This window comes from Sorangium sp. So ce185, from assembly GCF_051526825.1.
Taxonomy (GTDB): domain Bacteria; phylum Myxococcota_A; class Polyangia; order Polyangiales; family Polyangiaceae; genus Sorangium; species Sorangium cellulosum_D.
Genome location: NZ_CP150316.1, coordinates 6,027,449 through 6,052,603 on the forward strand (window position 1 = coordinate 6,027,449; position 25,155 = coordinate 6,052,603).

The window sequence follows — 25,155 nt, forward strand, 5'->3', positions numbered from 1 at the left end:
CGGCTCTCCGGCGCGGACGGCGCCGGGGCTCGGATGTGGAATGACGGTCCTCGCGCGCGCCTTGTTCTCCATGCACCATCGCCTGGTCCACGTGCCGCGCGTGGGCCGCGTCGCGCGGGCGCTGGCCGCGCAGGTGGGCCGCGCGTCGTCGCTGCTCGACGTGGGCGCGGGCGACGGGACGGTCGCGCTCGAGGTCGCGCGCCGGGTGGGCGCGCAGCGCGTCGTCGGCGTCGACGTGAAGGCGCGCCCCGGCGCGGCGCTCCCGGTCGTCGCGTACGACGGCGAGCGCCTCCCCTTCCCCGACGGGGCGTTCGAGGCGGTGCTCCTCTCCGACGTGCTGCACCACTGCGCGCGCCCCGCCGCGCTGCTCGCGGAGGCGCTCCGGGTCGCCGCGCGCGTCGTCGCGCTCAAGGATCACTTCCGCTTCGGCCCGGTCTCGGAGAAGGTGCTGCTCCTCATGGACCTCGTCGGCAACGCCGCGCCGGGCGTCGAGGTGCGCGGCGCCTACTTCACGCCGGGCGAGCTCGTCGAGCTCGTGCGCGGCGCGGGCGGGCGCATCACCGGCCTCGAGTGGCCGCTCCGGATCCACGACATGCCGTTTCGCATGGTGACGCAGGATCGACTGCAGTTCGCGGCCCGGGTCGAGCGCCCGGCCGGAGGAGGCGGGCGATGACCGGGCTCAGGTCGTTCGTCGTCGGCGGCGCCGGGTTCATCGGGAGCCACCTCACCGATCGCCTCGTCGAGCGCGGCCACGTGACGCTGTACGACAACCTCTCGGTCGGGCGCCGCGCGTTCGTGGCCTCGCACCTCGCCTCCGGGCGCGCGACGCTCGTCGAGGCGGACGCCCTCGACCTCGAGCGCCTCACCGAGGCGATGGCGGGCCACGATCTCGTCGTGCACCTCGCCGCGAACCCCGAGGCGCGCTGGGGGCTCGCGCGGACGCGGCTCGATCTCGAGCAGGGGACGATCGCGACGTACAACGTGCTCGAGGCGATGCGGCGCACGGGGGTGAGCCGGCTGATCTTCTCGTCCTCCGGGACGGTCTACGGCGACACCGCGCGGCGGTGCGCCGAGGGCGATCTCGGCGCCCTGCCGATCTCGCTCTACGGCGCGAGCAAGCTCGCGGGCGAGGCGCTCATCAGCGCCTATGTCGAGTGCTTCGGCCTCACCGCGTGGATCTACCGCTTCGGCAACGTGGTCGGGCCGCGCGGGACCCACGGCGCGGCGCTCGATTTCCTGAAGAAGCTCCGCGACCGCCGCACCGAGCTCGAGGTGCTCGGCGACGGGCGCCAGTCGAAGCCGTACCTCGATGTCCGCGACTGCGCGGAGGGGATCCTGTTCGGCTTCGATCGCGCGGCGGAGCGGCTCAACATCTTCAACCTCGCGCCCGAGGACGCGACGAGCGTCTCCCGCATCGCGGAGCTGTGCGTGGCGGCGTCGCCCTACCCCGACGCGGTGATCCGGTATCAGGGCGGCGAGCGCGGGTGGCCCGGCGACGTGCCGCGATCGCGGATGGATCCGGGCAAGCTGGCGGCGCTGGGCTTCCGGGTGCGCCACACGAGCGACGAGGCCGTGCGCATGGCGGTGGAGGCGCTCGCGAGCGAGGTGTTCGGGGGCGAGCCGGCGGGGTGAAGGCCAGGGCGGCGGCGCGCCCGGGCGCGCCGCGGTGGTAGACTCCGCGCATGGCTGACCTCACTCTGTATATCGGAAACAGGTCCTATTCCTCGTGGTCGCTCCGGCCCTGGCTCGCCCTGAAGCACGCCGGCGCCGAGTTCGACGAGGTGGTGATCCCGCTCCGGGCGCCGGGCGTCCGCACCCCGGAGATCCAGCGCCACTCGCCCTCGGGCAAGGTGCCGGCCCTGAAGCACGGGGCGCTCACGATCTGGGAGTCGCTCGCGATCGCCGAGTACGTGGCGGAGAGCTTCCCCGACGCGAAGCTCTGGCCGGAGGCGCGCGGCGCGCGCGCCGTCGCGCGGGCGGTGAGCGCCGAGATGGCGAGCAGCTTCGCCGCGCTCCGCACCGCGCTCCCGATGAACGTGCGGCGCAAGATCCAGGGCGTGGCGATCACCGAGGCCGCGTCGCAGGACATCGCGCGTCCAAGCGATCTGGAACGACTGCCGATCTCGCTTCGGCCAAGGGGGCGAGTTCCTGTTTGGCCGCTTCAGCGTCGCGGACGCGATGTACGCGCCGGTCGCGACGCGGTTCGACACCTACGGGGTCGAGCTCGACGCGATCTCTCAGCGCTACGTGGCGTCGATCCTGGCCCTCCCCGCGATGCAGGAGTGGATCGCGAAGGCCAAGGAGGAGCCGCACATCATCGAGGCGTACGAGGCCATCGGCGTCGTGGGCAAGTAGGGGCCGGCACGCGGGCGCGACGATCGCGACGATCGATGACGATGTCGCGCAGCTTCCGCCGCCCCGTCGCGCGGTAACGGCTGCGGCCGGCGGCGAGAAGCGCTACTAGACGCGGACATGCCGCACGAACTCGACCTGATCCTCACGCTCACGGGCGGGCTCACCGCCGCCCTCGCGTTCGGCTTCATGACCCAGCGGCTGAGGCTGTCGCCCATCGTGGGCTACCTGCTGGCCGGGATCCTCGTCGGCCCCTTCACGCCGGGGTTCGTCGCCGACAAGGGGCTCGCGGATCAGCTCGCGGAGATCGGGGTCATCCTGCTGATGTTCGGGGTCGGCCTGCAATTCCACGTCCGCGAGCTCCTCGCCGTGCGCAAGGTCGCCGTGCCGGGCGCCCTCATCCAGATCGCCGTCGCCACCGCGCTCGGCGGCCTGGTCGGCCGCGCCGCGGGCTGGTCGTGGGCCGCGTCGATCGTCTTCGGCATCGCCATCTCCGTGGCGAGCACCGTCGTGCTCACGCGCGTCCTCAGCGACAGCCACGTCCTGCACACCCCGGCCGGTCACCTCGCCATCGGCTGGCTCGTGCTCGAGGACGTCTTCACCGTGCTCGTGCTCGTACTGCTCCCCGCCCTGCTCGGCGGGGACGCCGGCGCGGGCGCGACGGGGGTCGCGGTGTCCGTGGGCATCGCGGTCCTCAAGCTCGCCGGGCTCGTGGCCTTCGTCTTCATCGTCGGACAGCGCGTCATCCCCACGCTGCTCGGTTACGTGGCGAAGACCGGCTCGCGGGAGCTCTTCACGCTGACGGTGCTCGTCGTCGCGCTCGGCGTCGCCGTCGGCTCGGCGAAGCTCTTCGGCTCGTCGATGGCGCTCGGCGCCTTCCTGGGCGGCCTCGTCGTCGGCCAGTCCGACTTCAGCTCGCGCGCCGCCTCGGAGGCGCTCCCGATGCGCGACGCGTTCGCCGTGCTGTTCTTCGTCTCGGTCGGCATGCTCCTCGACCCCACGCAGCTCGCCATCGGCTGGCCGGTCGCCGCGGCGACGCTCGCCGTGGTGCTGATCGGCAAGCCGCTCGCCGCGCTCTTCGTCGTGGTGCTGCTCCGCCGCCCCCTCCAGACCGCCTTCGCCGTGGCCCTGTCGCTCGCGCAGATCGGGGAGTTCTCGTTCATCCTCGCGACGCTCGGCCGGCAGCTCGGCATCATGCCGGACGAGGCCTCGCAGGCGCTCGTCGTCGCGTCGATCGCGTCGATCACCTTGAACCCCCTGCTCTTCAGCCTCCGGGATCGCCTGGCGCGCTCGACGTCGGCGCTCCTCCTGCGCCGCGGCGCCGCGGCGCAGGCCGGCGCGGAGCCCGCGCCGGTGGACGAGAGCGCCCACCGCACGGTCGTCGTGGGCTACGGCCCGGTCGGGCGGACGCTGACCCGGCTGCTCCGGGAGAACGGCATCGAGCCCACGGTCGTCGAGCTGAACGTCGACACGGTGAGGCACCTGCAGAGCCAGGGCATCCGCGCGATCTACGGCGACGCGACGCAGCGGGAGATCCTCGAGCGCGCCGGGGTCGGGACGGCAGACAGCCTGCTGTTCACGTCGGCGGGCCCGTCCGGGGACGCGGTGATCGAGCAGGCGAAGGGCATCAATCCGGGGCTGTTCGTCCTCGCCCGCGCCTTCTACATGCGCGAGGTGGCCGCGCTGAAGAAGGCGGGCGCGGACGTCGTCGTGACCGGCGAGGCCGAGGTCGCGTTCTCGATGACCGAGCGCCTCCTCGTGCGGCTCGGCGCGACGGCCGAGCAGGTGGAGCGCGAGCGCGAGCGCGTCCGGAGCGAGCTCTTCGGCACCAGCGCGCCGGAGCCCCAGCCCGCGGCGCCCGCGGGGTGATCCCGCGGCGGGGCGGAGGTCCGGCTCAGCGCGATTTGCCGAGCGAGGTCACGCCGCCGACGACCAGCGCGAGCCCGACGACCTGCTGCCACGCGAACGGCTCGCCCAGGATGACCCAGGAGAACGCGATCGTGAGCACCGGGCCGAGCGTCGAGAACGTCGCGGCCCGGCCGGCGCCGAGCCGCCGGATCGCCGCCGCGAGCAGGACGATGGGGAGCACCGTGCTGATCGTCGCCATCGCCGCCGCGTACCACCACACCGCGGCCGGGAGCTCCGAAAGCCGCGCGGGGCTCCCCGTCGCCGCGTAGTGCGCGAGCACCATCACGCACGAGGTCGCCCCGCAATACGCGGCGAGGCGCGTCGAGCCCACCCTGGAGGCGAGCTTGCCGACGCCGATGTAATAGAGCGCGTAGGTCACCGCGCTCGCGAACACCCACGCTCCGCCGACGGCGACGACCCGCGCGTCCCCGGTTTGTTCGAGATCGTGCCAGACGGCCGCCGCGAGGCCGAGATAGCACACGGCGAGCGCTCCCCAGGCCTTGGCGCGCACCGGCTGCTTCAGCCACACCGCGCCGATCAGGAGCACGAGCGTCGGATACACGAACAGGATCAGGCGCTCGAGGCCGGTGCTGATGTACGTGAGCCCGATGAAGTCGAACAGGCTGGACAGGTAGTACCCGAGGAAGCCGACGAGCAGCACGCCGCCCCAGAGGCGGGGCGTCATGCGCTCGGCGGCCTCGCCGCGCTCCCTCCGGGCGAGCCACAGGAAGAACGGCAGCGCGATGCCCATCCGCAGCGCGAGCAGCGACACCGCGTCGATCGGGTGCGCGGCGTAGGCGAGCTTCACGAAGATCGCCTTCAGCGCGAACGTCGCCGCGGAGAGGACGGCGAACGTCCGGCCATCGTCGAGGAGGCCAGTCGGCAGCTCGCCGGTCAAGGTGTGCGCGCGCTCGGATTGGGACATGAAATCGCGCCTCTCGTCGTCACAGGCTCACAGGTCGATTCGCGGGAGACCGGGCATCGGCCACCGCGCCACCGCGCCACCGCGCCACCGCGCCACCGCGCCGCCGCGGCCCCGCCCCGCGGGCGCGCTCCTCGAGCGGGAGACGAGCCAGCATTGCGCGTGGAAGTCCGCGTTTGCCATCGCACAGGACGGCTCCGGGGAGAGGCAGGTATTTTTCAGGTAGGGGACGATCTCCCGGCTGGGTAGCTGTCCGGGCCGCTGCGCGCGCGGATCGCGTCGGATCGGGCCGCGCTCCCCGTGGGCCTTGGGCTAAGCTCCCCGTTCCGATGACGTCTCCTGCTGGCCCAGGCACCGCCGCGCGCGTCCCGGGCGCGCTCCCCGCCCCCGGCGGGCCGCCCCCGCGGCGGCGGCGCGCGCCGCTCGCGCAGGAGCCCTCCGGCGTGCACCAGGTCGGCGCGTCGTTCCTGCAGATCGCCGCCACGGTCGGCGGCATGGCCGTGCTCGCGGGGCAGATCGCGGCGCGCGTGGCCACGCTCCGCGTCGACGGCGCCGAGTTCATGCGCAACCTCTACAGGATGGGCGTCAAGTCGATGCCCATCGTCGTCGTGACGGCGCTCTTCACCGGCGCGATCATGGTCATCCAGGCGGCGCCGCTGGTCGAGCGCTTCGGCGCGCACGGCCTGCTCGGCTGGGGCGCGGGCTTCGGCACGCTCCGCGAGATCGCCCCGCTGCTCACGGCGCTCATGATCAACGGCCGCGTCGGCGCCAACAACACCGCCGAGCTCGGCACCATGGTCGTCACCGAGCAGATCGACGCCCTCCGCGTGCTCGCGATCGACCCGGTGAGCTTCCTCATCGCCCCGCGCTTCCTCGCGATGGTGCTGACGCTGCTGCTCTCGGTGATCTTCGCCGACGCGCTCGCCCTGCTCGGCGCCGCGTTCACCGGCGACCTCCTGCTCGGCGTCGCCCCGGCCGTCTTCTACAACGGCCTCACGAGCGGGCTCCTCGGCATCGGCGACGTCATGAGCGGCCTCGTCAAGAGCGTCGTCTTCGGCGTCGTCCTCGCGCTCTCGAGCTGCCAGTACGGCCTCGGCGTGACCGGCGGCGCCCCCGGCGTCGGCCGCGCCGTCAACGCGACCGTCGTCGCCTCGGCCGCCGGCATCTTCATCCTCGACTACTTCGTCTCGTTCACGCTCGACTGACGGACCGACGGCGCCGCGCATGCCCCCTTCCCACCCGAGCTTCCCGGAGCGCGCGAGCGCTGGCCCCCCCACCGGCCCCCCCTCGAGCGAGCTCCGCGACGTCGCGCCCGAGCTGTCCGGCGTCGCCGCGCTCGGCGGCGCCGCGCTGTCCCTCCTCGCGTCCGCGCGCGAGCTCTACTCGGTATTCGTAAGGACGCTTTACTACTGCGCGAAGGGCCGCCGCGAGCCGGGCGCCGTGCTCGTGCAGATGTACGAGATCGGCAACAAATCGCTGTTCTTCCTGACGGTCGTGATGGGCTTCATCGGGATGATCATGGTCTTTCAGGCCGGCCAGCAGGCCAAGCGGGTCATCCCGGATCTGACCATGCTCGGCGCGACCTACCTCGAGCTGCTCGTCCGCGATCTCGCCGCCTCGATCGGCGCGCTGATGCTCGCCACGCGCGTCGGCGCCGGCATCGCCGCCGAGATCGGCTCGATGGTGGTGACCGAGCAGGTCGACGCCCTGCGCATGTGCGCGGCCGATCCGATCGACTACCTCATCAAGCCGCGGTTCATCGCGAGCCTGCTCATGACGACGTGCCTCATCGTCTGGAGCGCCGCGGTCGCGTTCACCACGGGGATGATCACCGCGTACAGCATGTTCGGCGTGAGCCCCGAGACGTTCATCAACGTGAGCCTCGTCGACGCGGGCGACCTCGCCACCGGCCTCGCCAAGTGCGTGGCGTACGGCGCCGCGATCCCGGTGGTCTCCGGCCACTCCGGCCTCTCGACCTTCGGCGGCAGCGAGGGCGTGGGCTGGGCGACGACGCGGGCGGTCGTGAACTCCTCGCTCGCGGTCATCGTCCTCAACATGCTGATCTCGGCGGCCGCGTTCCTGATCTTCCGCTAGCCCGACCGCGCGGCCGCGCCGCGCCTCACTCGATCGGCCCCTCCGCGCTGCCGGTGATGAACTGCCGCACGATCGGGTCCTCGGCGCCCTGGAACACCGCTCGATCCCCGAGGAGGCGGACGAGCCCTTGATAGAGCATGACGATGCGGTCGGCGATCGTGAAGATGCTCACGAGATCGTGGCTCACGACGATGCTCGTCACGCCGAGCGTGTCGCTGAGCTCGCGGATCAGCTTGTCGACGCGCCGCGCGCTCACCGGGTCGAGGCTCGTGGTCGGCTCGTCGAAGAGCACGTAGCGCGGGTCGAGCGTGAGCGCGCGGGCGATGGCGACGCGCTTGCGCATCCCGTCGCCGAGCTCCGGCGGGAAGCGGTCGGCGAACTCGCGCATGTGCACCTGCTCGAGCCGCCGCCGCGCCTCCGCGAGCGCCTCCTTCGGCTTGAGCCCCTTGTGCTTGCGGAGCGGGAGCGCGACGTTCTCGGCGCACGTCATCGAGTCGAACAGCGTCGAGTGCTGGAACACCATCGCGCACTTCATCCGGACCGGGTACATCCGGGCCTCGTCGAAGCGGCTCACCTCCTCGCCGTCCAGCCAGATCTCCCCGCCGTCCGGGTAGAGCAGGCCGACGAGGTGCTTGATCAGCACGCTCTTCCCGACCCCCGACTGCCCGATGATGAAGAACACCTCGCCGTCCTCGACGTCGAACGAGACGTCCTTGAGGACCTCTTTGGGTCCAAAGGATTTTCTGACATTCCGGAACGAAATCATCGCGACCTGCGGGGTAATTGCGGTTGCGTCAGGGCAAAGGCAGCGCGAAGCGTCACGACGCGCGCCGGAAACAATGCGTCACAGGCGAGGAGGCACGCACGGCTGGATCCCGGCCTATTTCCCTCACCTTCTGCCGCAAGATCGGACAAGATGAAGCACCCATGGCAAGCCCGCGATCGATCGAGGTCAAAGTCGGGATCCTCATACTCACGGCGATCGGGCTCCTCGCCACGTTCATCCTCGTGATGGGCGGGGTCAACTTCCAGCCGAAGTACTCGATCTACGTCGAGTTCGACAACCCGGGCGGCCTCCAGACCGGGGCGCCGGTGAAGATCGCCGGGGTCGAGGTCGGCAAGCTCAGCGAGATCCACTTCCGCGGCGGCCAGGTCGGCAAGGACGGCCGCCGCGAGCCGCTCGTGCGCATCCAGCTGCGCGTCGAGGAACGTTACCAGCAGAGCATCCACGACAACGCCACGTTTTACGTCACGACGCAGGGCGTGCTCGGCGAGCAGTTCCTCGCGATCGAGCCGGGCTCGACCGATCGGCCGGTGCTCCCGGCGAACGCGGTCGTCCGGGGGCTGGATCCGCCGCGCCTCGACATGCTCCTCGCCGAGGGATACGAGCTGCTGCACGCGACCGTCACGGCGATGCGCGAGCACCGGGAGGAGGTCGGCGAGGCGTTCGACGGGCTCCGGAAGACGCTGAAGGGCACCGGCGACTTCATGCACCGGAACCAGGACCGGCTCGATCGCATCGCCGAGAACGTCGAGCAGATCAGCCTCGACGGCACCGATCTCGTGAAGGACGCCCGGCAGAAGTACGTGAACAACCCGCAGATCGACCGGATCCTCGCGAACGCCGATCAGGTGAGCAGCACGGCCGCGCGCGATCTGCCGCCGCTCATGGCGGACGCGCGCGAGACGCTGGCCAACGCGCGCCGGCTGTCCACCACGGTGGGCGGCGAGCCGGAGCAGGCGAAGATCCGGAAGACGCTCGACGACATCGCCGAGATCGCGGGCAGGGCGAGGTCGGCGACCGCCGACGCCCAGGAGGTCCTCGCCCACGTCAAGCGCGGCAAGGGGACGGTGGGCGCGCTGGTGATGGACGAGCAGCTGTTCGACGACCTCCAGGAGCTCGCCCGCGACCTCAAGCACAACCCCTGGAAGTTCTTCTGGCGCGAGTGAGCGCCCGCCGCGCCCTCTCGGAGGCGGCGGGCAAGTCCGCGAAAGCGCGGACGCCGGCCGGCCCGGGCGGTCAGGCCAGCTTGATCAGCGGGGCGCCTTCGGTGACCGCGGCCCCCTCGGTGACGAGGATCTCCTCGACCGTCCCCTCGTCCTCGGCCTCGACGGGCATCTCCATCTTCATGGACTCGAGGATGACGACGACGGTCCCCTCTTCGACCCTGTCGCCCGGCTTGACCTCGATCTTCCACACGGTACCGGTGATGTGCGCCTTGATGACTTTTGCCATGGGCGCGCGAACCTACCGGAGAGCCGCCGAGAATCCAACGGGACCGTGGCGCGCGGCGCCGCGACCTCGGGAGGCGCTGTGTCGGGCGTTCCCGGCCCGAGCGTGTCCGCCGGCCCTCTCTGGACGGTACAGGTCGCTCGGCGGCGCGGGTGCGCGCGGCGGCGCGGGTACACAGGTGCGCGGACAACGGACGTCGAGGGCGTGGAAGCGTGGAAGGGACGGAGCGCTGCGATTTCCGCTGGTACCTGCCGTGCGCCACGGCGATAATCTGGCCGGCGGCCCCGCGGTTCCTCGACATCGCGAGGGTCGCGGTGATCGCGAAGATTTGCGTGAAAGCCGCGCTGCGGGTCAGAATCGTCTTGCTCGGTGCCCTCACCCGGGGCGACCTGCAGGTTCTCCGCACCGCCCCTAGGTAGCCCAACCGCACGCGCTCGATCGAAGGAGCCACGAGGTCATGTCGGAACAGAAGGAAAGCTCGGTCCTGTTCTCGCTCAAGGAGCTGATGAACCTCGAGGAGGATCGCATCAAGACCGAAGAGGCCCAGAAGGCCGCCGCCGCCGCCGCCGCCGAGAAGGCGCGGGTCGAGGCGGAGCGCGCCGCGCGCGAGGCCGAGGAGCTGCGCCTCCGCACCGAGGAGGAGCGCCGCCGCAACGAGGAGCGGCGCGCCCGCGAGGAGGCTGCGCGGCTCGAGGCGATCCGGCAGGCCGAGATCGAGAAGGCGCGCGTCGAGGCCGAGCAGAAGGCGCGGCTCGAGGCGATGGCGGCGCAGCAGCACCACGAGCGCTCCCTCGCGGCGCTGCAGCAGGACGAGTCGAAGAAGAAGCTGCGCAAGCTCCTCATCGGCGGCGCCGTCGCCAGCGTGCTGGTGATCGGCGGCATCACCATCGCCGCGGTCAAGTCGTCCCAGGAGAACGAGGCGCGCATCGCCGCCGAGGCCGCGCGCGCCCGCGAGCTCGAGGAGGCGAACAAGCGGCTCGAGGCGCAGATGAAGGAGTCCGAGTCCAAGATGTCGGGGCTCCGCGACCAGCTCGCGAGCGCGAAGGACGAGGCGACCCGCCTCGCCCTGCAGAAGCAGCTCGAGGCCGAGCAGCAGAAGCAGGAGCAGCTGCGCCGCGGCGGCGGAGGCGGCGGCGTGCGGCCGTCCGGCGGCCAGCCGGCGAGCGGCGGCAACAGCAAACCCTGCACCTGCGCCCCTGGCGATCCGCTCTGCAGCTGCTTCTGATCGGGGACGGGGTCACCGCATGACGAACACCGGCTACGTCAGGCAGAGGACGAGCCTCGGCGGCAGCTCGCTCGACGAGGCGCGCCGCAGGCTCGTCTTCCCGCTCGACTTCGCGACCCTCGACGAGGCCCGGGCGGCGGCGACCCGCGTCGCCCCCTCCGTCGGCGTGCTCAAGGTCGGCCTGGAGCTGTTCGTCCGCGAGGGGCCGGCCGCGATCGAGATCGGCAGGTCGCTCGGCCTCGACGTCTTCCTCGATCTGAAGCTGCACGACATACCCGAGACGGTGGCCCGCGCGGTGTCGAGCGCCGCCGCGCACGGCGTCCGCTACCTGACCGTGCACGCGGCCGGCGGCGCCGAGATGCTGCGGCGCGCGGCCCAGGAGGCGGCGCGCTCCCAGGATCTGATCCTCCTCGCCGTCACCGTGCTCACGTCGCTCGACGCGGGCGATCTGGCCGCGCAGGGCATCCAGGGGAGCGCGTCGGAGCACGTGGTGCGGCTGGCGCAGCTCGCGCGCGACGCCGGCATCCACGGGTTCGTCGCCTCGCCGCAGGAGGTGCCGGCGCTGCGGGAGGCGCTCGGGCGTGGCGAGCTCATCGTGACGCCGGGCATCCGCCTCGGCCCCGGGCAGGACGGCGCGCGCGCCGACGATCAGAAGCGCATCGCCACGCCCTCGGCCGCGATCTCGGCCGGCGCCGATCTCCTGGTGGTCGGCCGGCCGATCCGCGACGCGGCCGATCCGCTCGCCACGGCGCGCTCCATCGTCCAGGAGATCGCGCACACGCTCCACCCTCCGCGCTGACGTGAGCCGACTCGTCTACGGTCTCCAGCCCGTCCGGGAGGCGATCCGCGCGCACGGCGCTCGGATCGGCTGGGTCCTCGTCCAGCGCGACGGCGGCCCGAAGCTCGACGCGCTCGCGCGCCTCGCGGAGGGCCAGGGCATCCCGACCGAGCGCGCGCCGCGCGGCGAGCTCGATCGCCGCAGCGCCGGCGGCCGCCACCAGGGCGCCGTCGCGTCGGCGCCCGAGCTCCAGATCGTCGGGGTCGACGCGATCCCGGTCGTCGAGGAGGGCCAGCCCGGCGTCGGTACGATCACGGTGGCGCTCGACGGCGTGATGGACCCCCAGAATTTCGGCGCGGTGATCCGCAGCGCCGTCGCCCTCGGCGCGCGGGCGATCCTGTGGCCCGAGCACAGCTCGGCGCCGCTCACGCCGGCGACGTTCCGCGCGTCCGCCGGCGCGATCGAGCACGCGAGGCTCTGCCGTGTCCGCTCCTTGCCCGACGCGCTGGAGTCGCTCGCCGCCCGGGGTGTCGCCGCGATCGCGCTCGACGCGCAGGGCCCGGTCGAGCTCGGCGAGCTGCCCCTGACCGGCCCGGTCGCGATCGTGATCGGCGCCGAGGACAAGGGCACGCGCCGCTCGGTCCGCCGCGTCTGCCAGCACGTGGCCCGGCTCCCCATGACCGGCCCCATCTCCTCGCTGAACGCCTCGGTCGCCGGCGCGATCGCGCTCTACGAGGTCGTCCGGCAGCGCCGCGCGCCCCGCGCGTAGCCCGAGGCCGAAAGCGATCGTCGCCTCGCCCGCGCGAGCGCACGTCGCCTCGCCCGCGCGAGCGCACGTCGCCTCGCCCGCGCGAGCGCACGTCGCCTCGCCCGCGCCCTGCCCGGCGGACCCACGGCGCGTGCGCTGCGCGATCGTAAGGCCGGCGCCGTAGGCCATTCCCGAGGGGACCTGGAGCGCTCGATCCCGCGCAATGGGGCTGGGCTCGGCGCAACGCGCGCTGCGAGGTCGTCAGGAAGCGCCGTCAGTTCATTCCTGAATTCAGAAAAATGATCAACAAATTTGCATAGATAAGCGGAACACCTGAAGCGGTTTCGAGCAGGGGGTCCATCGCTGAACAGGCTCGCAGCAGGACGGCCGATTCAATCCATTCAATGGATCGACAAAAAGAATCCACACCCCCCTCAAAAAGTTGAGTCGCTGCGAGGGTTTACCCCTGTGGACTCACCCTTTTCTGCGCGGTAATCCGGAATGGCTCGAGGGATGGTTCAAGAATCGACGGGCTCTCGGTAAGCGGCTGGATCGGCTCAGCTTCCGGCTGGAAGCGACCGGAGGCGGGAGAGCACGCGGGCCACGCGGCGCGCGGCCTCGACCACGTCGGCTTCGGTCGTGTCCTCGCCGATCGAGAAGCGCACGGCGGAGGCCGCGCGCTCGGGTCCGAGCATCGCCGTGAGGACCGGGGACGGCTCGGCGGTCCCGGCGCTGCAGGCCGCGCCGCTGGACACGGCGACGCCCTCGAGGTCGAGCGCGGCGCAGAGCTCGTCGCCGCGCCAGCCGGGCCAGGAGAGGTTCGTGACGTGGGGGGCGCGCGCGCCCTCCCCGTTGCGGACCGGCGAAGCGCCGGCGGCGCGCCCAACCTGGGTGAGCTCGGCCTCGAGGCGATCGCGGAGCGGGGCGAGCGCCGCGTAGCGGGCGGGGGCGCCGAGCGCTCGACGGGCGGCGACGGCGAAGCCGGCCGCGGCCACCGGGTCCTGCGTCCCGGGCCGCAGCCCGCGCTCCTGCGCGCCGCCGAGCAGGACGGGCCGGAGCCGGATGCCGGGCCGCGCCGCGAGGGCGCCGATCCCCTTCGGGCCGCGGATCTTGTGGGCCGCGACCGACACGAGATCCGCCCCGGCCCACGCCTCGGGCGGCAGGCGCCCCACCGCCTGGACGGCGTCGACGTGGAGCCGCGCCCCGCGGGCGTGGACGATCGCCGCGGCCTCGGCGACCGGCTGGACGACCCCCGTCTCGTGGTTCACCGCCTGGAGGCTGACGAGCCGCACCGGCGCGACCGCCGCCGCCCGGTCGATGGCTGCGGCGATCGCCTCCGGCGCGACCCGGCCGGACGGCTCGGGATCGACCCAGGCGACGTGCACGCCGCGGCCGGCGAGCCCCTCCGCGGCGCGGGTCACCGACGGGTGCTCGATCCGCGAGACCACGAGCGCGCCGTGGAGCCGCCCCGGCGCCGGCACGCCGGCCGCGCCTGCCGCGCCTGCCTCGTCGCCGAAGGCGTGCAGGAGCGCGAGGTTGTTGGCCTCGGTCCCGCCCGAGGTGAGGGTCACGTCGCGCGCGTCGAAGCCGGTGAGCCGGGCGACCGCCTCCCGCGCCTGCTCGATGAACGCGCGCGCCCGCCGCCCCGGCCCGTGCACGCTCGCCGGGTTGGCCCAGGCCACCTCGGCGGCGGCCTGCATGGCCGCGAGGACCTCGGGGTGCGGCGGCGTCGTGGCGTTCCAGTCGAGGTAGATGACGCTGGAGGCAGGGCGCATCCGGCCTACGAATCGATGGGCGGCGACGAGGGCGGGCCGAGCCGGCCCGGCGAGCTGCCGTCGTCCTGGAGCGGCGCCCGCCGGGCGACCGTCAGGTAGAACGCGGCTCCGGTGAGCGACTCGCCCTCGATGACCTCGTTGCTCGGCGAGACGACGCGCACGTCGCCGCCGAGCCCGCGGGCGGTGCGCCGCGCGATCGCGAGCCCGACGCCGACGCCGCCGTAGGCGCGCGTGGCCGAGCCGTCGACCTGGTAGAACGGCTCGAAGATGCGCGGCTGGCGGTCGGCCTTGACCCCGGGCCCCGTGTCCGCGACGCAGAGCTCGTAGTGCCCCGACTGGAGCACGCTGACCCGCACGCCCGCGGTGCCGCCGGCCGGCGTGAACTTCGCGGCGTTCTCGAACAGCTGGATCATCGCCCGCTGCAGCCGGCCCGCGTCGCCCCAGGCGGGCAGCGGGCCGCGCGGGAGATCCTCGACGAGCTGGACCTTCCCCTCGGCGAAGCGGTCGGCCACCTGCGCGAGGGCGCGCCGCGTGGTGTCGAGGAAGTCGTACTCCGAGTGCATGAAGCGCATCCGGCCCGTCTCGATGCCGGTCACGTCGAGCAGGTTGTCGATCAGCGACCGGAGCCTGCGCACGCAGTCCTCCATCGCGAGCAGCGCCTTCTTCTGCGCCTTGTTGAGCGGGCCGAGCTCCTCGTCGGCGAGCAGCTTCACGTACCCGACGATCGGGGTCATCGGGGTCGCGAGCTCGTGCGAGATGTTGCGGTAGAACTCGGTGCGCGCGGCGTCGAGCTCGCGCAGCCGGGCGTTGGCGCGCGAGAGCTCGGCCACCTTCTGCTCGAGGTGGGCGACGATGCGCTGGCTCTGCTCGCGCAGCCGGAGCGGCCCCTGCGACGCGGGGAGCTCCTCGCGCGCGCCGCTGAGGTAGCGGGCGATGACGGCCGAGAAGGAGCGCGCGTCGATCGGCTTCTGGAGGAAGCCGTCGCAGCCGACCGCAAGGCTCGTGTCCCGGTCGCCCTCGGCGGTGATCGCCACGATCGGGACGCCGGCGAGCGACGCCTCGCCGCGCAGGCGCAGCGTGACCTCGAACCCGTCGAGGCCGGGGATGTTCAGATCGACGAGGACGAGGTCCGGGCGGTGCGCGCAGGCGAGGCGCACCCCTTCGAGCCCGTCGGCGGCCTCGAGGACCTCGTAGCCTGCGCTCTGGAGCAGCTTGCGGACGAGCAGGCGGTTCGCGGGATCGTCCTCGATGTGAAGTATCTTCGACATGGGCTCTGCGTGCGGATAGTAGTCACGAACGGCGGGGTTCAGGCACGTTCTGCGCTACTTTCCACCGCGTGACCAGGCGCGCCGGCGCGATCCGGGCCCGGTTCGTCCGCTTGGGGCGCTCGCTTGCAACGAGCTTGTTCTTTCGCGCTCGCTGAGCCCGTCGGCGGCCCGCGCGCAACGGGTGCCAGGCGCGCGCTGAGCGGGTTGCCAGGCGCGCGCTGAGCGGGTTGCCAGCCGCGCGCCGAGCGGGCTGCCGCCGCGTGCCGAGCGGGTTGACGAGCGGCGGCGCCCATCCAATACGGGGGCCGCCATGCTCGGCTCCTTCAAGTTCGACCGCGCCGTCACGGCGGCGCCCTGCTTCGCCTCCCCCCGGTTCCCCCGGCGCTCCCGATGACGACCACGCACCAGCGAGAGAGCGAGGCCGCCGGCGCAGGCGTCGGCGGCGGAGAGGCCGGAAACCTCCCTCGGCCGGAAGCGCCTCCCGGCGCGGGCGCGCCGCGCGAGAGCGCCGGCGCCGCGGCGCGTCCGCTGCCCGCGCGCCTCTCCTACGGGCTCGCGGCGCTCAGCGGCCTGTTCTACTTCCTCGGGTTTCCGGGGATGGACCTCTGGCCGATCTCGTTCTTCGGCCTCGTCCCGCTGATCGTGGCGCTGCGCGGGCAGACGCCGGGGCGCGCGGCGCTGCTCGGCTGGATCGCCGGCTTCGTCATGACGATGACCGGCTTCTACTGGCTGCTCGAGATGCTGCGGGTGTTCAGCGGATTCCCCACGATCCTCTGCGCGCTCTTCATGGCCATCCTCTGCGCCTACCAGGCCGGACGGATCGCCCTCTGCGGCTGGCTCTACGGGCGGGCCGAGGCGCGCGGATGGCCAGGCGCCGTGGCGTTCGCGCTCGCGTTCGTGACGAGCGAGCTCGTGTATCCGCTGCTCTTCCCCTGGTACTACGGCGCCTCGGTCCACAACGCGCCGGTCATGGGCCAGGTCGCGGATCTCGGCGGCCCCTACCTCGTCGGGCTGGTGCTTGTCGCCGCCAACCTCGCCATCGCCGAGCTGGTGACCTTCCGGCTCGATCGCGCGCCGCGCGCGGGCGGCGGCGCCGGCCCACGAACCGGCCGCCCGCTCCGCCGCGCGGTCGTCGCGGTGGGCGTCGCGGCCCCCGCCCTCGCGGCCGTGTACGGCGTGATCCGCATGCGCGCCGTGGACGCGGCCGCCGCCGCGGCCGAGCCGATCAAGATCGGGATCGTCCAGCCGAACCTCGCGCTCTTCGACCGGCGGAACGCGCTCAAGATCCACGTGGACCGCACCCGGGCGCTCGCGAAGCAGGGCGCGGGGCTCGTCGTGTGGAGCGAGGCCGGCGTGCCGCAGGCGTTCCGCGAATCGTCGTACAAGAACGACGTCCAGCGGTCGCTCACGAGCCGCCTCGGCGTCCCCACCGTGGTCGGCACGGTCATCCACCGGCTCCCGGCCGATCGGAACGAGCGCGGCGTGAGCTTCAACACGGCGCTGATGGCCGGCGAGGGGGGCGAGATCCTCGGGCGCTACGACAAGCAGTACCTGCTCGCGTTCGGGGAGTACCTCCCGCTCGGCGAGACGGTCCCGTACCTCTACACGCTGTCGCCGAACTCGGGCCGCTTCAGCCCGGGCACGTCGCTCGCCCCGCTCGAGTGGGACGGCCACCGGCTCGCTGCGATGATCTGCTACGAGGACATCCTGCCGCACTTCGTGAACAAGCTCGTCGCCGCGGGCGACCCCGATCTGCTCGTCAACCTCACGAACGACGCCTGGTTCGGCGACACGACGGAGCCGTGGATCCACCTCGCGCTCGCGAAGATGCGCTCCATCGAGCACCGCCGCTACCTCGTGCGCGCCACGAACAGCGGCGTCTCCGCGATCGTCGACCCGGTCGGCCGGGTCGTCGTGCACAGCGACACCTTCAAGGAGCAGACGCTGCTCGGCGAGGCGCGGTTCATGCGCGCGCGGACCGTCTACGGGACCGTGCAGGACATCCCGTGGTACGTCGCCGCGGCCGTGAGCGCCGCGATGGCGCTGTTCACGCGGCCGGAGCGCTGGCGCCTCCGCAGCGCCGCGCGCTGAGCCTCACCACCGCGGCGCCGCGCGCTGAGCCTCACCGCCACGGCGCCGCGCGGCGCGCTGGGCCGCGCCGCGGGCGGCGCGCCCGCGTCAGATCTTCATCGCCTTCTTGAAGCGCTTCGCGTCGGCGAACATGTCGACGTTCGTGAACACGTACGTCGCGTCGTCGTGCTTCGCGCCGCGCGCGATCTCCGCGAGCCGCTCGATCGCCGGGTCCTCGTAGCGCGACTTGTGCCCCGCCGGGCCGTGCAGGCGGTAGTAGGCCACCTTCAGCCGCGAGAGCCCCGCGGTCAGCGGATCGCGCGCGGCCAGGGCGCCGACCTCCTGGGTGAGCTCGTCGCTCTCGTCCGGATCCCACCCCGGGGGCGGCTCGAAGACGACGCGCTCGAAGCGCTTCTTCACGTTGACCAGGAAGTCGCGCAGGATCGCCTTGTTCGCGCGCGTCGGCGTGAACTCCGGGGGACCGACGAAGACGGCGCTCTTCGCCTCGAGCTCGTCCGCCACGGCCTCGATGCTCTTCAGCGCCGTCTCGATGACCTTGCCGTCCCGGAAGCCCTCCTGCCCGATCTCGCGCGGACCGAGCAGGGCGAAACGAAAGCCGACCGGAGCTTCGCGCCGCCAGCGCCGGATCGTTCCAGGTCCCGGGAGGGACACGTGGGTCTCCTGCACCTCCACGAACATGAACTCGCGGAAATAGCGCGTCGCTGGGACGGGGAAACCGGCGCAGCCGACGGTAATCATCGCCCCCACCCTAGCCCACGCGCGCGCCGGCGAGAAGCCGGACCGATGGATTTCTCGATCGGCCCCGTCCCACCTACCTGGCCCCCACCCGGGGGCCCGCGCCGCAGGTTCCCGGGTGAGGGCCCGCTCACTCTTTCCCCTCGCGGCCCTCGCGCTCGGGCGCGGCGGCGGGCTGGGCGCACGGCCGCGCTCCGTCCGCTCCGCCGGCCACGGCGCGCTCGAACGGCAGCGCCAGCGCGGCGGCGCCGCCGGTCGCGCGATCGAGCTTCCGCCGCAGCCGGGCTCGGCGGCGCGCCTGCGCGGGCTCGGGCTCGGCGGTGCCCAGGTCGGCCAGGTCGAGGGCGCGGGCGAAGGCGCGCACGTGGTGCTCGTAGAGCTTCGCCAGCTCGAGGCGCACCGCGGGGTCGTCGATCTCGGCGGCGAGCGCCTCGTAGTCCGAGAGCGCCCGCGCCTTGTCCCCGCGCGCCTTCGCGATGTCGCCGCGCGCGCGGCGCGCCGCCGCGCCGCCGCCGCGCTCGACGGCCGCGTCCGCGAGCTCGGCCGCGCGCTCGAGCGCGCCCGCCCTCCGCAGCGTGGCCGCCACGCCGGCGAGATCGCCGGCGGCGAGGCTGCCGAGCGGCTCGCCGTAGAGGCCGACCAGCGCGACCATCGCGAGCACGTCGGCCGCGTTGTGCTCGACGACGCCGAGCAGCGCCTCCTCGTCGCCGGTGCGCAGGAAGTGGGCGTAGCACGCGACGATCTCGCCGCCGGGCACGTCCCCGACGCGCACCCGGCCGAGCACGTCGTGCTCCAGGGCGATCAGCGTGCGCGTCTTCAGCCGGGCCTTGTGGATGCGGCGGGCGACGTGGACGAGGTCGAGGTGCGGCAGCTCCGGCGGCGGCGGCAGGCGGTTCATCACGTAGCGCGTGCGCAGGAGCGGCATGTCGAACGCCTTGCCGTTGTACGTGATGATCATCGAGGCGCCTTCGAGGCGCTCGGCGAGGCGGCGCAGGATCGGCTCCTCCTCGCCGAGGCGGCGCAGGAGGAGCTGCTCCATGACGAAGCCGTCGGACGAGGGCTCGCCGAGCGGGCCCGCGCTCGCCGCCCCGGGGTCGAACCAGGCGAGGCCGATCAGGAACGGCACGGTGCCCGTGCCGCCGGCGAGGCCCGTGGTCTCGGTGTCGAGGAACAGCGCCCTCCGCACGTCGCAGCCGGCGAGCGCGGGATCGAGCGCGAGCAGCGCGAGCATCGCCGGGTCGGCGTCGCGCGCGGCGACGAGCGGCGCGCGGCCGACGCGGGCCGCCGCGAGCGAGCGGGTGCGGCTCACGTAGAGCGGCCCGCCGGGCGTCTGCTCGACGTGGAACGGGAGCTCGCCGCGCGCCGGATCGGCCCGCGGCGTCGGCGGCGCGCCCCGGGCGACGATGCGGGAGATGCGATCGCGCAGCTCGTCGAGCGACGGCCGAGCGCCGCCCCCCGCGGGCGCGCCCGGCGCCGCCGGCCGCGGCCGCGCCGCCTCGGCCGGCGCGGCCACCGCCAGGACCGCGCCGCCGGCGGCCGGGACCGCGCCGACGGCGTCCGCCTCGCAGAGGACCGGCGGAGGAGCCGGCGGCGCGGGCGGAGGGGCGGACGCGCGGTCGTCCGCCGCGGCGGCATCGCGGGCGAGCGCCGGCGCGGGGGCGAGCGGCGCGCTGCCCCGCCGCTCCGCCGGGAGCGGCCCGAGCCGCGCGAGCTTCGACTTGAACGACGTCATCGGCCGGCCGCGAGACTTCCACGCCGGGCACTGCGCATCAAGTCAGTGGTCCGGCGCGGCCGAGCTTCGCCCGGATCGCGGCGAGCACCTCGTCGGCCTGGCGCTCGGTCGCGGCGCGATCGCCGGCGTTGTCGATGACGTGGTCGGCGACCGCGACCTTGTCGGCGAGCGGGAGCTGCGCGGCGAGCCGGGCGCGCACCTGCTCCTCGGTCGCGCCGTCCCGCGCCATCGCGCGCGCGATCTGGACCGCCTCCGGCACCGCGACGACCACGAGCGGGCGGAACGCGTCGGCGAGCCCGTTCTCGACGAGGAGCGCCGCCTCGTAGCACGCGAGCGGCTCGCCCCGCGCCTCGATCTCGGCGGCGCGCTCCAGGAGGAGCGCCCCGATGCGGGGGTGCACGATCGCGTTCAGCCGCCGGCGCTTGTCCGGATCGTCGAAGACGATCGCGGCGACGCGCGCGCGATCGAGCGAGCCGTCCGGCGCGAGCACCTCCGGACCGAAGGCGCGGACCACCTCGGCGAGCCCCTCGGTCCCCTTCGCCACCACGTCGCGGGCGAGCGCGTCGGCGTCGATCACCGGGAGCCCCTGCGCGCGAAACCGCGCCGCCACCGTGCTCTTGCCGGACCCGAGGCCGCCGGTGAGCCCGAACAGGACGAGCCCCATCGAGCTTCACCCCCCGCCGGGAGCGATCCGCGCTCCCACACCGCCATCCCACCCCGGCACACCGCCACAACGCATCGCGTCAGCACCGGCTCTCGCCGGCCGGTGACCGGAATTTTTCCGCTGGAGATCGACGGATCGCCGCAACGCCGGGGAAACGATGGCGGCGCCGACGCCGAGCCCCGGCCGGGAGCGCCTGCTCTCCTCGTGACCACCCATGACCCGAGCCTACCCCAGCGGGGGGCCGTGGCCGTCGAGTTTCCGCGCCGTCGGCGCTTAAGAAGTCCGCTTCTCCGGGAATACAACTACCATAACGGGGTGGTGGCAAAGATCGATGACCGGCCGGAGTCGAGCCTGCACGCCGCGTTCGATCGCTCGGACGCGCACCGCGGCTCGCCGGACAAACAGCTTGCTGCGTGGCTGTCCGAGGTCGACGTCGGCCTGATCGAGGTCGACGCCGAGCAGCGCATCGTGCGCTGCAACGGCGCGGCGGAGCGGCTGACCGGCTGGTCGATCGTCGAGGCGCGCGGCGCGCTGCTCGATCGCGTGCTCCGCCTGATCCCGGCGGCGGGCACGACGAGCGGAGATCCGGACATCGACGTCGGCGAGATGAACGAGCTGTTCGACGAGGGCACGCCCGCGAAGCCCGCGCCGCCGTCGCCCGGGCTCACGCCGCGGCGCGAGCCCGTGGTGCCGCTCTCGCCGGTGATCATCGACGAGGGCGCGCTGCGCACGCCGGGCGCGCCGCTCGCCGCGCCCGAGGCGGCCGCGGCGAGCCGGCCGCCGGCGCGGTACACCGCGCTGCTCGAGCGCCGCGACGGCTCCGTGATCCCGATCCTCCACACGATCGGCACGGTCGCCGCGCGGCCCGCGCGCGAGGGCCACCGCGACTCGAAGCCGCCGCCGCCGCCCGGGCAGATCATCCTGTTCCGCGAGCTCGGCGCGCCGGGGCCCCTGCCGATCCACCCGGCCAAGCCCCGCTACGACGCGCTCACGCGCCTCCTCGATCGGTACGCGATCATCGATCGCATCGAGGAGGCGCTGAACGACTGCCGGAAGACCGGGACGCCGTACGCGCTCTGTTACATCGACCTCGATCGCTTCCGGCTCGTCAACGCGACGTGCGGCCACGAGGCGGGGGACGACCTGCTCCAGTGGGTCGCGACGCGCGTGCACGAGATCGTCGGGCCGAAGGACGCGGCCGGGCGGATCGGCGGCGACGAGTTCGTCCTCCTGCTCGCGGACAAGAGCGAGCGCGAGGCGGAGCGCATCGCGCGCGATCTGCAGATCTGCCTGCTCGAGTTCCGGTTCGGGTGGGCGGAGAAGACGTTCTCGATCGGCGCGAGCATCGGGCTCGTGGTGCTGACGCCCCACTTCGAGCGCGCGGTCGACGTGCTCGGCGCCGCCGATCACGCGTGCCGGATCGCGAAGGAGAACGGGCGCGGGCGGCTGCAGGTCTACCTCGACGACCAGCAGATGACGACGAGCCGGCGCTCGATGCAGTGGGTCGCGAGCCTGCAGCGCCACCTCGCCGAGGGGCGGCTCCGGCTCTACTCGCAGGGCATCCACCCGCTCGTGAAGCCGGGCGCGCCCCACACCCCGCGCGGCGCGCACTTCGAGGTGCTCGTGCGGCAGCTCGGCGAGGACGGCCGGTTCTACTCGCCGGTCGGCATCATCCAGGCGGCGGAGCAGAGCGGCCTCATCCACGTCATCGATCGCTACGTCGCGCGGCAGGCGTTCCGGCTGATCGGCGCGCTGCCGCAGCACGCGCTGCGCCGCCTCGACACGTGCTCGATCAACCTGTCGGGCGTGTCGCTCCTGCGCGAGGGCCTGCTCGACTTCCTCGTCGAGCAGCTGCACCGGGCGCAGGTGCCGCCGAGCAAGATCTGCTTCGAGATCACCGAGACGGCGGCGCTCGCCAACCTCGGCGAGGTGCTCTGGTTCATGCAGGAGCTCGGCGCCATGGGGTGCCGGTTCGCGATCGACGACTTCGGCAGCGGGCACGCGTCGTACGGCTACCTGGAGAGCCTGCCGGTCGACTACGTGAAGATCGACGGCATGTTCGTGCGCGACCTGCAGGACAACACGCTCCACCGCGCGATCGTGGAGTCGGTGCACCGCATCGGCGACACGCTCGGCATCAAGACCGTCGCCGAGCAGGTCGAGAACCAGGAGATCGCCGATCTGCTCACGTCGATGGGCATCCACTACGCGCAGGGGTGGCACTTCGACAAGCCGCAGCCGCTCGTCGACCTCTGCGCGTCGCTGCGGGCCCAGGGCGACCCGAGCGATCCGGACCCGACCGGCGGCGCGCCGCAGGGCCGCTGACGGCGCCGCGCGCGGGTCGTCGACGACCGCCGCGGGCGCCCCGGCGGTCCTCGCCGGCCGCGCGACGGCGTCAGGCGAGCACGGCCGACGAGGTCGCGAGGGCGACGCCGGCGGCCCGCATCTCGGCGAGCGCGGCGGCGACGCCGGCCTCGGTGATGCCGGCGACGGCGTCGGTCAGGACCGTCGTGCGGTAGCCGCGCTGGACGAGCCCGAGGGCGGCGGCGCGGACGCAGTAGTCGGTCGCGACGCCGTAGACGACGAGCTCCGGCGCGCCGCCGAGCGCCGCGGCGAGGTCGCGCAGGAAGCCCTCGGCGAGGGGGTTCGCGAACAGGCTGTAGACCTCCTTCTCGAAGTAGACCGCGTGGGTCTTGCCCGTCGCGAGCTCGCGCACCGCGGCGTCGATCGGCGCCTCCGCGACGTTCGGCAGGAAGCGGAAGCGCGGCGGCAGCGTCCCCTCGACCTTGAGCCAGCCCGGCGTCCCCTTCACGCAGTGGTCGGGGAAGCCCGGCTTTTCGCCCTCGGGCGCCGGGGTGTCGTTCGACCCGAACTCCCACGCGTCCCACGCGTGCGAGTCGACCGAGCCGACGATCGGGATCCCGCGCGCGACGGCGTGCGCGGTGAGCCGCCGGAACAGCGCGTTCGGCGAGCCCTTCACGTAGAGCGCGCCGGTCTCCTCGCAGAAGTCGCGCTGCACGTCGACGTCGACGAACACCCTCGGGTGCGGAGATTGCCGGGTCGGATCGCTGCTCGCCATGTCCTCTCTCCTCTCGCGTTCCCCTCGAAAGGCGCGCGCCGCGCCGCGGCCTCGCCGCGCGGCGGGCCGCTCGCCGTCGCTATCCTGCGCCGGCGACGACGCGGGCGCGCACCGCCTCGACCAGCGCGCCGAGCCGCGGCGACACCTCGGCCGCGAAGGGCGCGCCCGGCGCGGGGTCGTCGTCGATGCGCCGCAGCGCGTCCGGCAGGCCGGCGATCTCGGCGCGCACCCGCGCCCGGACGGCGTCGAGCCCCTCGGGCGGCGCGACCCGGGCGCCGCGCCTCATCACGGGCGCGAGCAGCGGCTCGGCCCCGGGAGCCGCGGGCTCGCCGTCGAGCGCGATGACGTCGCGGGCGAGCTTGCCGGCCGGGTCGCGGAAGCGGTGCACCTGGTGCGCGCCGGGCAGCGTCGCCTTCCCTTCCGAGAACTTCGCGATGGGCGTGCGCTCGCCGCCGGCGCCCGCCTCGGCGCCGCCGATCTCCACGAGCTTGTAGACGCCGCCCAGCGAGGGCGCGTCGATCGACGTCACGAGGTCCGTCCCGACGCCGTAGAGGTCGATGGGCGCCCCGGCGCGCCGGAGCTCGGCGATGCGGTGCTCGTTGAGATCGCCCGAGGCCACGATCTTCGCCGACGCGCACCCGGCGTCGTCGAGGATCTTCCGCACGGCCACGCTGAGCGCGGCGAGGTCGCCGGAGTCGATGCGCACCCCCTTCAGCTTGTCGCGCGCGACCGCGGCGGCGCGCGCGGCGCCGACGAGCGTGTCGTACGTGTCGATGAGCAGGATCGCCGCGTTCGGGAAGACGGCGACGTAGCCCTCGAACGCGGCCTCCTCGGTCGGGTGGGCCATGGTCCACATGTGCGCGGCCGTCCCGAGCACCGGGATGCCGAAGCGCATTCCGGCTTCGACGTTCGAGGTGCCGACGCAGCCGACCGCGTACGCGGCCCGCGCCGCGTCGACCGCCGCCTCCGGGTGGGCCCTCCGGGTGCCGAACTCCATGACCCCCGCGTCGCCGGCGGCCAGCACGATGCGCGCGGCCTTCGACGCGATCGCGGTGGCGTAGTTGACGGCGGACAGCGCGAACGTCTCGATGAGCTGCGCCTCGATGATCGGCGCGGTGACGCGCAGCAGCGGCTCGTTCGGGAAGAACACGGTCCCCTCGGGGACGGCCCAGACGTCGCCGCGGAAGCGGAAGTCGCGCAGGTAGCTGCAGAACGCCGGCGTCATCGCGTCCGCGAGGGCGGGGAGCCCGCGCAGATAGGCGATCTGCTCGTCGGTGAAGCGGAGCCCTTCGAGGTAGCGCACGGCGCGCTCCAGGCCCATCGCGACGAGGAAGCGCCGGTGCCTGGGCAGCCGCCGCACGAAGAGCTCGCACGTCGCGACGCGCGAGGCCATGCCGCGGTGGAAGTACCCCGCGGCCATCGTCAGCTGGTAGAGGTCGGTGTGCAGCGCGTCCACCGTTCATGGCTAAAGACGCTGGACGGACGGGTCAACCTGAAGATCGCGCCGCGGACGTATCGGTCGCCGCGCGCCGCGCCAGGCAGGCCGGCGCG

The 25,155-nt window shown here is 73.3% G+C and carries 21 protein-coding genes and 1 pseudogene; 12 read left to right on the forward strand and 10 right to left on the reverse strand.

The features are described 5' to 3' along the window. Positions 1-40: 40 nt before the first annotated feature. The 4 genes and pseudogenes from WMF26_RS21995 (at position 41) to WMF26_RS22010 (ending at position 4,221) form a co-directional block, all read left to right on the forward strand. Positions 41-673, forward strand: coding sequence for a class I SAM-dependent methyltransferase (locus WMF26_RS21995; protein WP_437338995.1), 633 nt, complete (start codon positions 41-43; stop codon positions 671-673). Continuing rightward, positions 670-1,632 carry an NAD-dependent epimerase/dehydratase family protein gene (locus WMF26_RS22000; protein ID WP_438001933.1) on the forward strand — a complete coding sequence of 321 codons (963 nt, stop codon included), beginning with the start codon at positions 670-672 and terminating at the stop codon, positions 1,630-1,632. The genes WMF26_RS21995 and WMF26_RS22000 overlap by 4 nt, the downstream gene beginning before the upstream one ends. Positions 1,633-1,682: 50 nt before the next feature. Next, positions 1,683-2,355, forward strand: a pseudogene (locus tag WMF26_RS22005) (glutathione S-transferase N-terminal domain-containing protein). A gap of 117 nt (positions 2,356-2,472) precedes the next feature. Further along, on the forward strand, positions 2,473-4,221 hold the full coding sequence (locus tag WMF26_RS22010; RefSeq protein ID WP_438001934.1) for a cation:proton antiporter: 1,749 nt from the start codon (positions 2,473-2,475) through the stop codon (positions 4,219-4,221). Between the two features lie 25 nt (positions 4,222-4,246). On the opposite strand, the gene WMF26_RS22015 is transcribed toward WMF26_RS22010, so the two are convergent. Continuing rightward, the gene (locus WMF26_RS22015) at positions 4,247-5,185 is read right to left on the reverse strand and encodes a DMT family transporter (protein ID WP_437948128.1); all 939 of its coding nucleotides are present in this window, start codon (positions 5,183-5,185) and stop codon (positions 4,247-4,249) included. A 326-nt stretch (positions 5,186-5,511) separates the two neighbouring features. Here WMF26_RS22015 and WMF26_RS22020 point away from each other — a divergent pair, with 326 nt between their 5' ends. Both WMF26_RS22020 and WMF26_RS22025 read left to right on the forward strand, forming a co-directional pair. Further along, the gene (locus WMF26_RS22020) at positions 5,512-6,387 is read left to right on the forward strand and encodes an ABC transporter permease (RefSeq protein ID WP_063823965.1); all 876 of its coding nucleotides are present in this window, start codon (positions 5,512-5,514) and stop codon (positions 6,385-6,387) included. A gap of 19 nt (positions 6,388-6,406) precedes the next feature. Further along, positions 6,407-7,276 (forward strand): MlaE family ABC transporter permease, encoded by an 870-nt coding sequence (locus tag WMF26_RS22025; RefSeq protein WP_438001935.1) that lies wholly within the window; start codon positions 6,407-6,409, stop codon positions 7,274-7,276. 25 nt (positions 7,277-7,301) lie between these two features. Here the strand turns inward: WMF26_RS22025 and WMF26_RS22030 are convergent, their stop codons facing one another. Beyond that, complete coding sequence (locus WMF26_RS22030; RefSeq protein ID WP_061629343.1) at positions 7,302-8,042, reverse strand: ABC transporter ATP-binding protein; 741 nt, start codon at positions 8,040-8,042, stop codon at positions 7,302-7,304. A 161-nt stretch (positions 8,043-8,203) separates the two neighbouring features. Here WMF26_RS22030 and WMF26_RS22035 point away from each other — a divergent pair, with 161 nt between their 5' ends. After that, positions 8,204-9,226 carry an MlaD family protein gene (locus WMF26_RS22035; RefSeq protein WP_061629344.1) on the forward strand — a complete coding sequence of 341 codons (1,023 nt, stop codon included), beginning with the start codon at positions 8,204-8,206 and terminating at the stop codon, positions 9,224-9,226. A gap of 70 nt (positions 9,227-9,296) precedes the next feature. On the opposite strand, the gene WMF26_RS22040 is transcribed toward WMF26_RS22035, so the two are convergent. Then, a complete protein-coding gene (locus WMF26_RS22040; RefSeq protein ID WP_437339000.1) occupies positions 9,297-9,512 on the reverse strand; it encodes a biotin/lipoyl-binding carrier protein in 216 nt (71 codons plus the stop codon). 454 nt (positions 9,513-9,966) lie between these two features. On the opposite strand from WMF26_RS22040, the gene WMF26_RS22045 reads away from it, so the two are divergent. The 3 genes from WMF26_RS22045 to WMF26_RS22055 are packed head-to-tail and all read left to right on the forward strand — an operon-like array spanning position 9,967 to position 12,281. Then, the gene (locus WMF26_RS22045) at positions 9,967-10,734 is read left to right on the forward strand and encodes a hypothetical protein (RefSeq protein ID WP_438001936.1); all 768 of its coding nucleotides are present in this window, start codon (positions 9,967-9,969) and stop codon (positions 10,732-10,734) included. Between the two features lie 19 nt (positions 10,735-10,753). Further along, positions 10,754-11,533 carry an orotidine-5'-phosphate decarboxylase gene (pyrF, locus tag WMF26_RS22050; RefSeq protein ID WP_438001937.1) on the forward strand — a complete coding sequence of 260 codons (780 nt, stop codon included), beginning with the start codon at positions 10,754-10,756 and terminating at the stop codon, positions 11,531-11,533. A 1-nt stretch (position 11,534) separates the two neighbouring features. Next, on the forward strand, positions 11,535-12,281 hold the full coding sequence (locus WMF26_RS22055; RefSeq protein ID WP_437339003.1) for a TrmH family RNA methyltransferase: 747 nt from the start codon (positions 11,535-11,537) through the stop codon (positions 12,279-12,281). Positions 12,282-12,817: 536 nt separating this feature from the next. On the opposite strand, the gene WMF26_RS22060 is transcribed toward WMF26_RS22055, so the two are convergent. Next, positions 12,818-14,035: a cysteine desulfurase family protein gene (locus tag WMF26_RS22060; protein ID WP_438001938.1), complete on the reverse strand. Its 1,218-nt coding sequence runs from the start codon at positions 14,033-14,035 to the stop codon at positions 12,818-12,820. Between the two features lie 5 nt (positions 14,036-14,040). Then, complete coding sequence (locus tag WMF26_RS22065; protein ID WP_061629350.1) at positions 14,041-15,303, reverse strand: hybrid sensor histidine kinase/response regulator; 1,263 nt, start codon at positions 15,301-15,303, stop codon at positions 14,041-14,043. 390 nt (positions 15,304-15,693) lie between these two features. On the opposite strand from WMF26_RS22065, the gene lnt reads away from it, so the two are divergent. Beyond that, positions 15,694-17,394, forward strand: coding sequence for an apolipoprotein N-acyltransferase (lnt, locus tag WMF26_RS22070; protein WP_438001939.1), 1,701 nt, complete (start codon positions 15,694-15,696; stop codon positions 17,392-17,394). Positions 17,395-17,481: 87 nt separating this feature from the next. Here lnt and WMF26_RS22075 read toward each other — a convergent pair whose 3' ends face one another. The 3 genes from WMF26_RS22075 to coaE all read right to left on the reverse strand — a co-directional run bounded on the left by WMF26_RS22075 (position 17,482) and on the right by coaE (position 20,525). Next, complete coding sequence (locus tag WMF26_RS22075) at positions 17,482-18,132, reverse strand: DUF72 domain-containing protein (protein WP_020736395.1); 651 nt, start codon at positions 18,130-18,132, stop codon at positions 17,482-17,484. 127 nt (positions 18,133-18,259) lie between these two features. Beyond that, entirely contained in the window at positions 18,260-19,861 is a 1,602-nt protein-coding gene (locus WMF26_RS22080) for a ribonuclease H-like domain-containing protein (protein ID WP_438001940.1), read from the reverse strand. Positions 19,862-19,898: 37 nt separating this feature from the next. Further along, positions 19,899-20,525 carry a dephospho-CoA kinase gene (gene coaE / locus WMF26_RS22085; protein WP_061621263.1) on the reverse strand — a complete coding sequence of 209 codons (627 nt, stop codon included), beginning with the start codon at positions 20,523-20,525 and terminating at the stop codon, positions 19,899-19,901. Between the two features lie 318 nt (positions 20,526-20,843). On the opposite strand from coaE, the gene WMF26_RS22090 reads away from it, so the two are divergent. Next, positions 20,844-22,850 (forward strand): sensor domain-containing protein, encoded by a 2,007-nt coding sequence (locus tag WMF26_RS22090; protein ID WP_438001941.1) that lies wholly within the window; start codon positions 20,844-20,846, stop codon positions 22,848-22,850. 70 nt (positions 22,851-22,920) lie between these two features. Here WMF26_RS22090 and WMF26_RS22095 read toward each other — a convergent pair whose 3' ends face one another. Together WMF26_RS22095 and WMF26_RS22100 are read right to left on the reverse strand one after the other, a co-directional pair. Then, positions 22,921-23,604, reverse strand: a complete 684-nt coding sequence (locus tag WMF26_RS22095) for a cysteine hydrolase family protein (protein ID WP_438001942.1) — start codon at positions 23,602-23,604, stop codon at positions 22,921-22,923. 79 nt (positions 23,605-23,683) lie between these two features. Further along, entirely contained in the window at positions 23,684-25,060 is a 1,377-nt protein-coding gene (locus WMF26_RS22100; RefSeq protein ID WP_437339010.1) for a nicotinate phosphoribosyltransferase, read from the reverse strand. Positions 25,061-25,155: the final 95 nt, after the last annotated feature.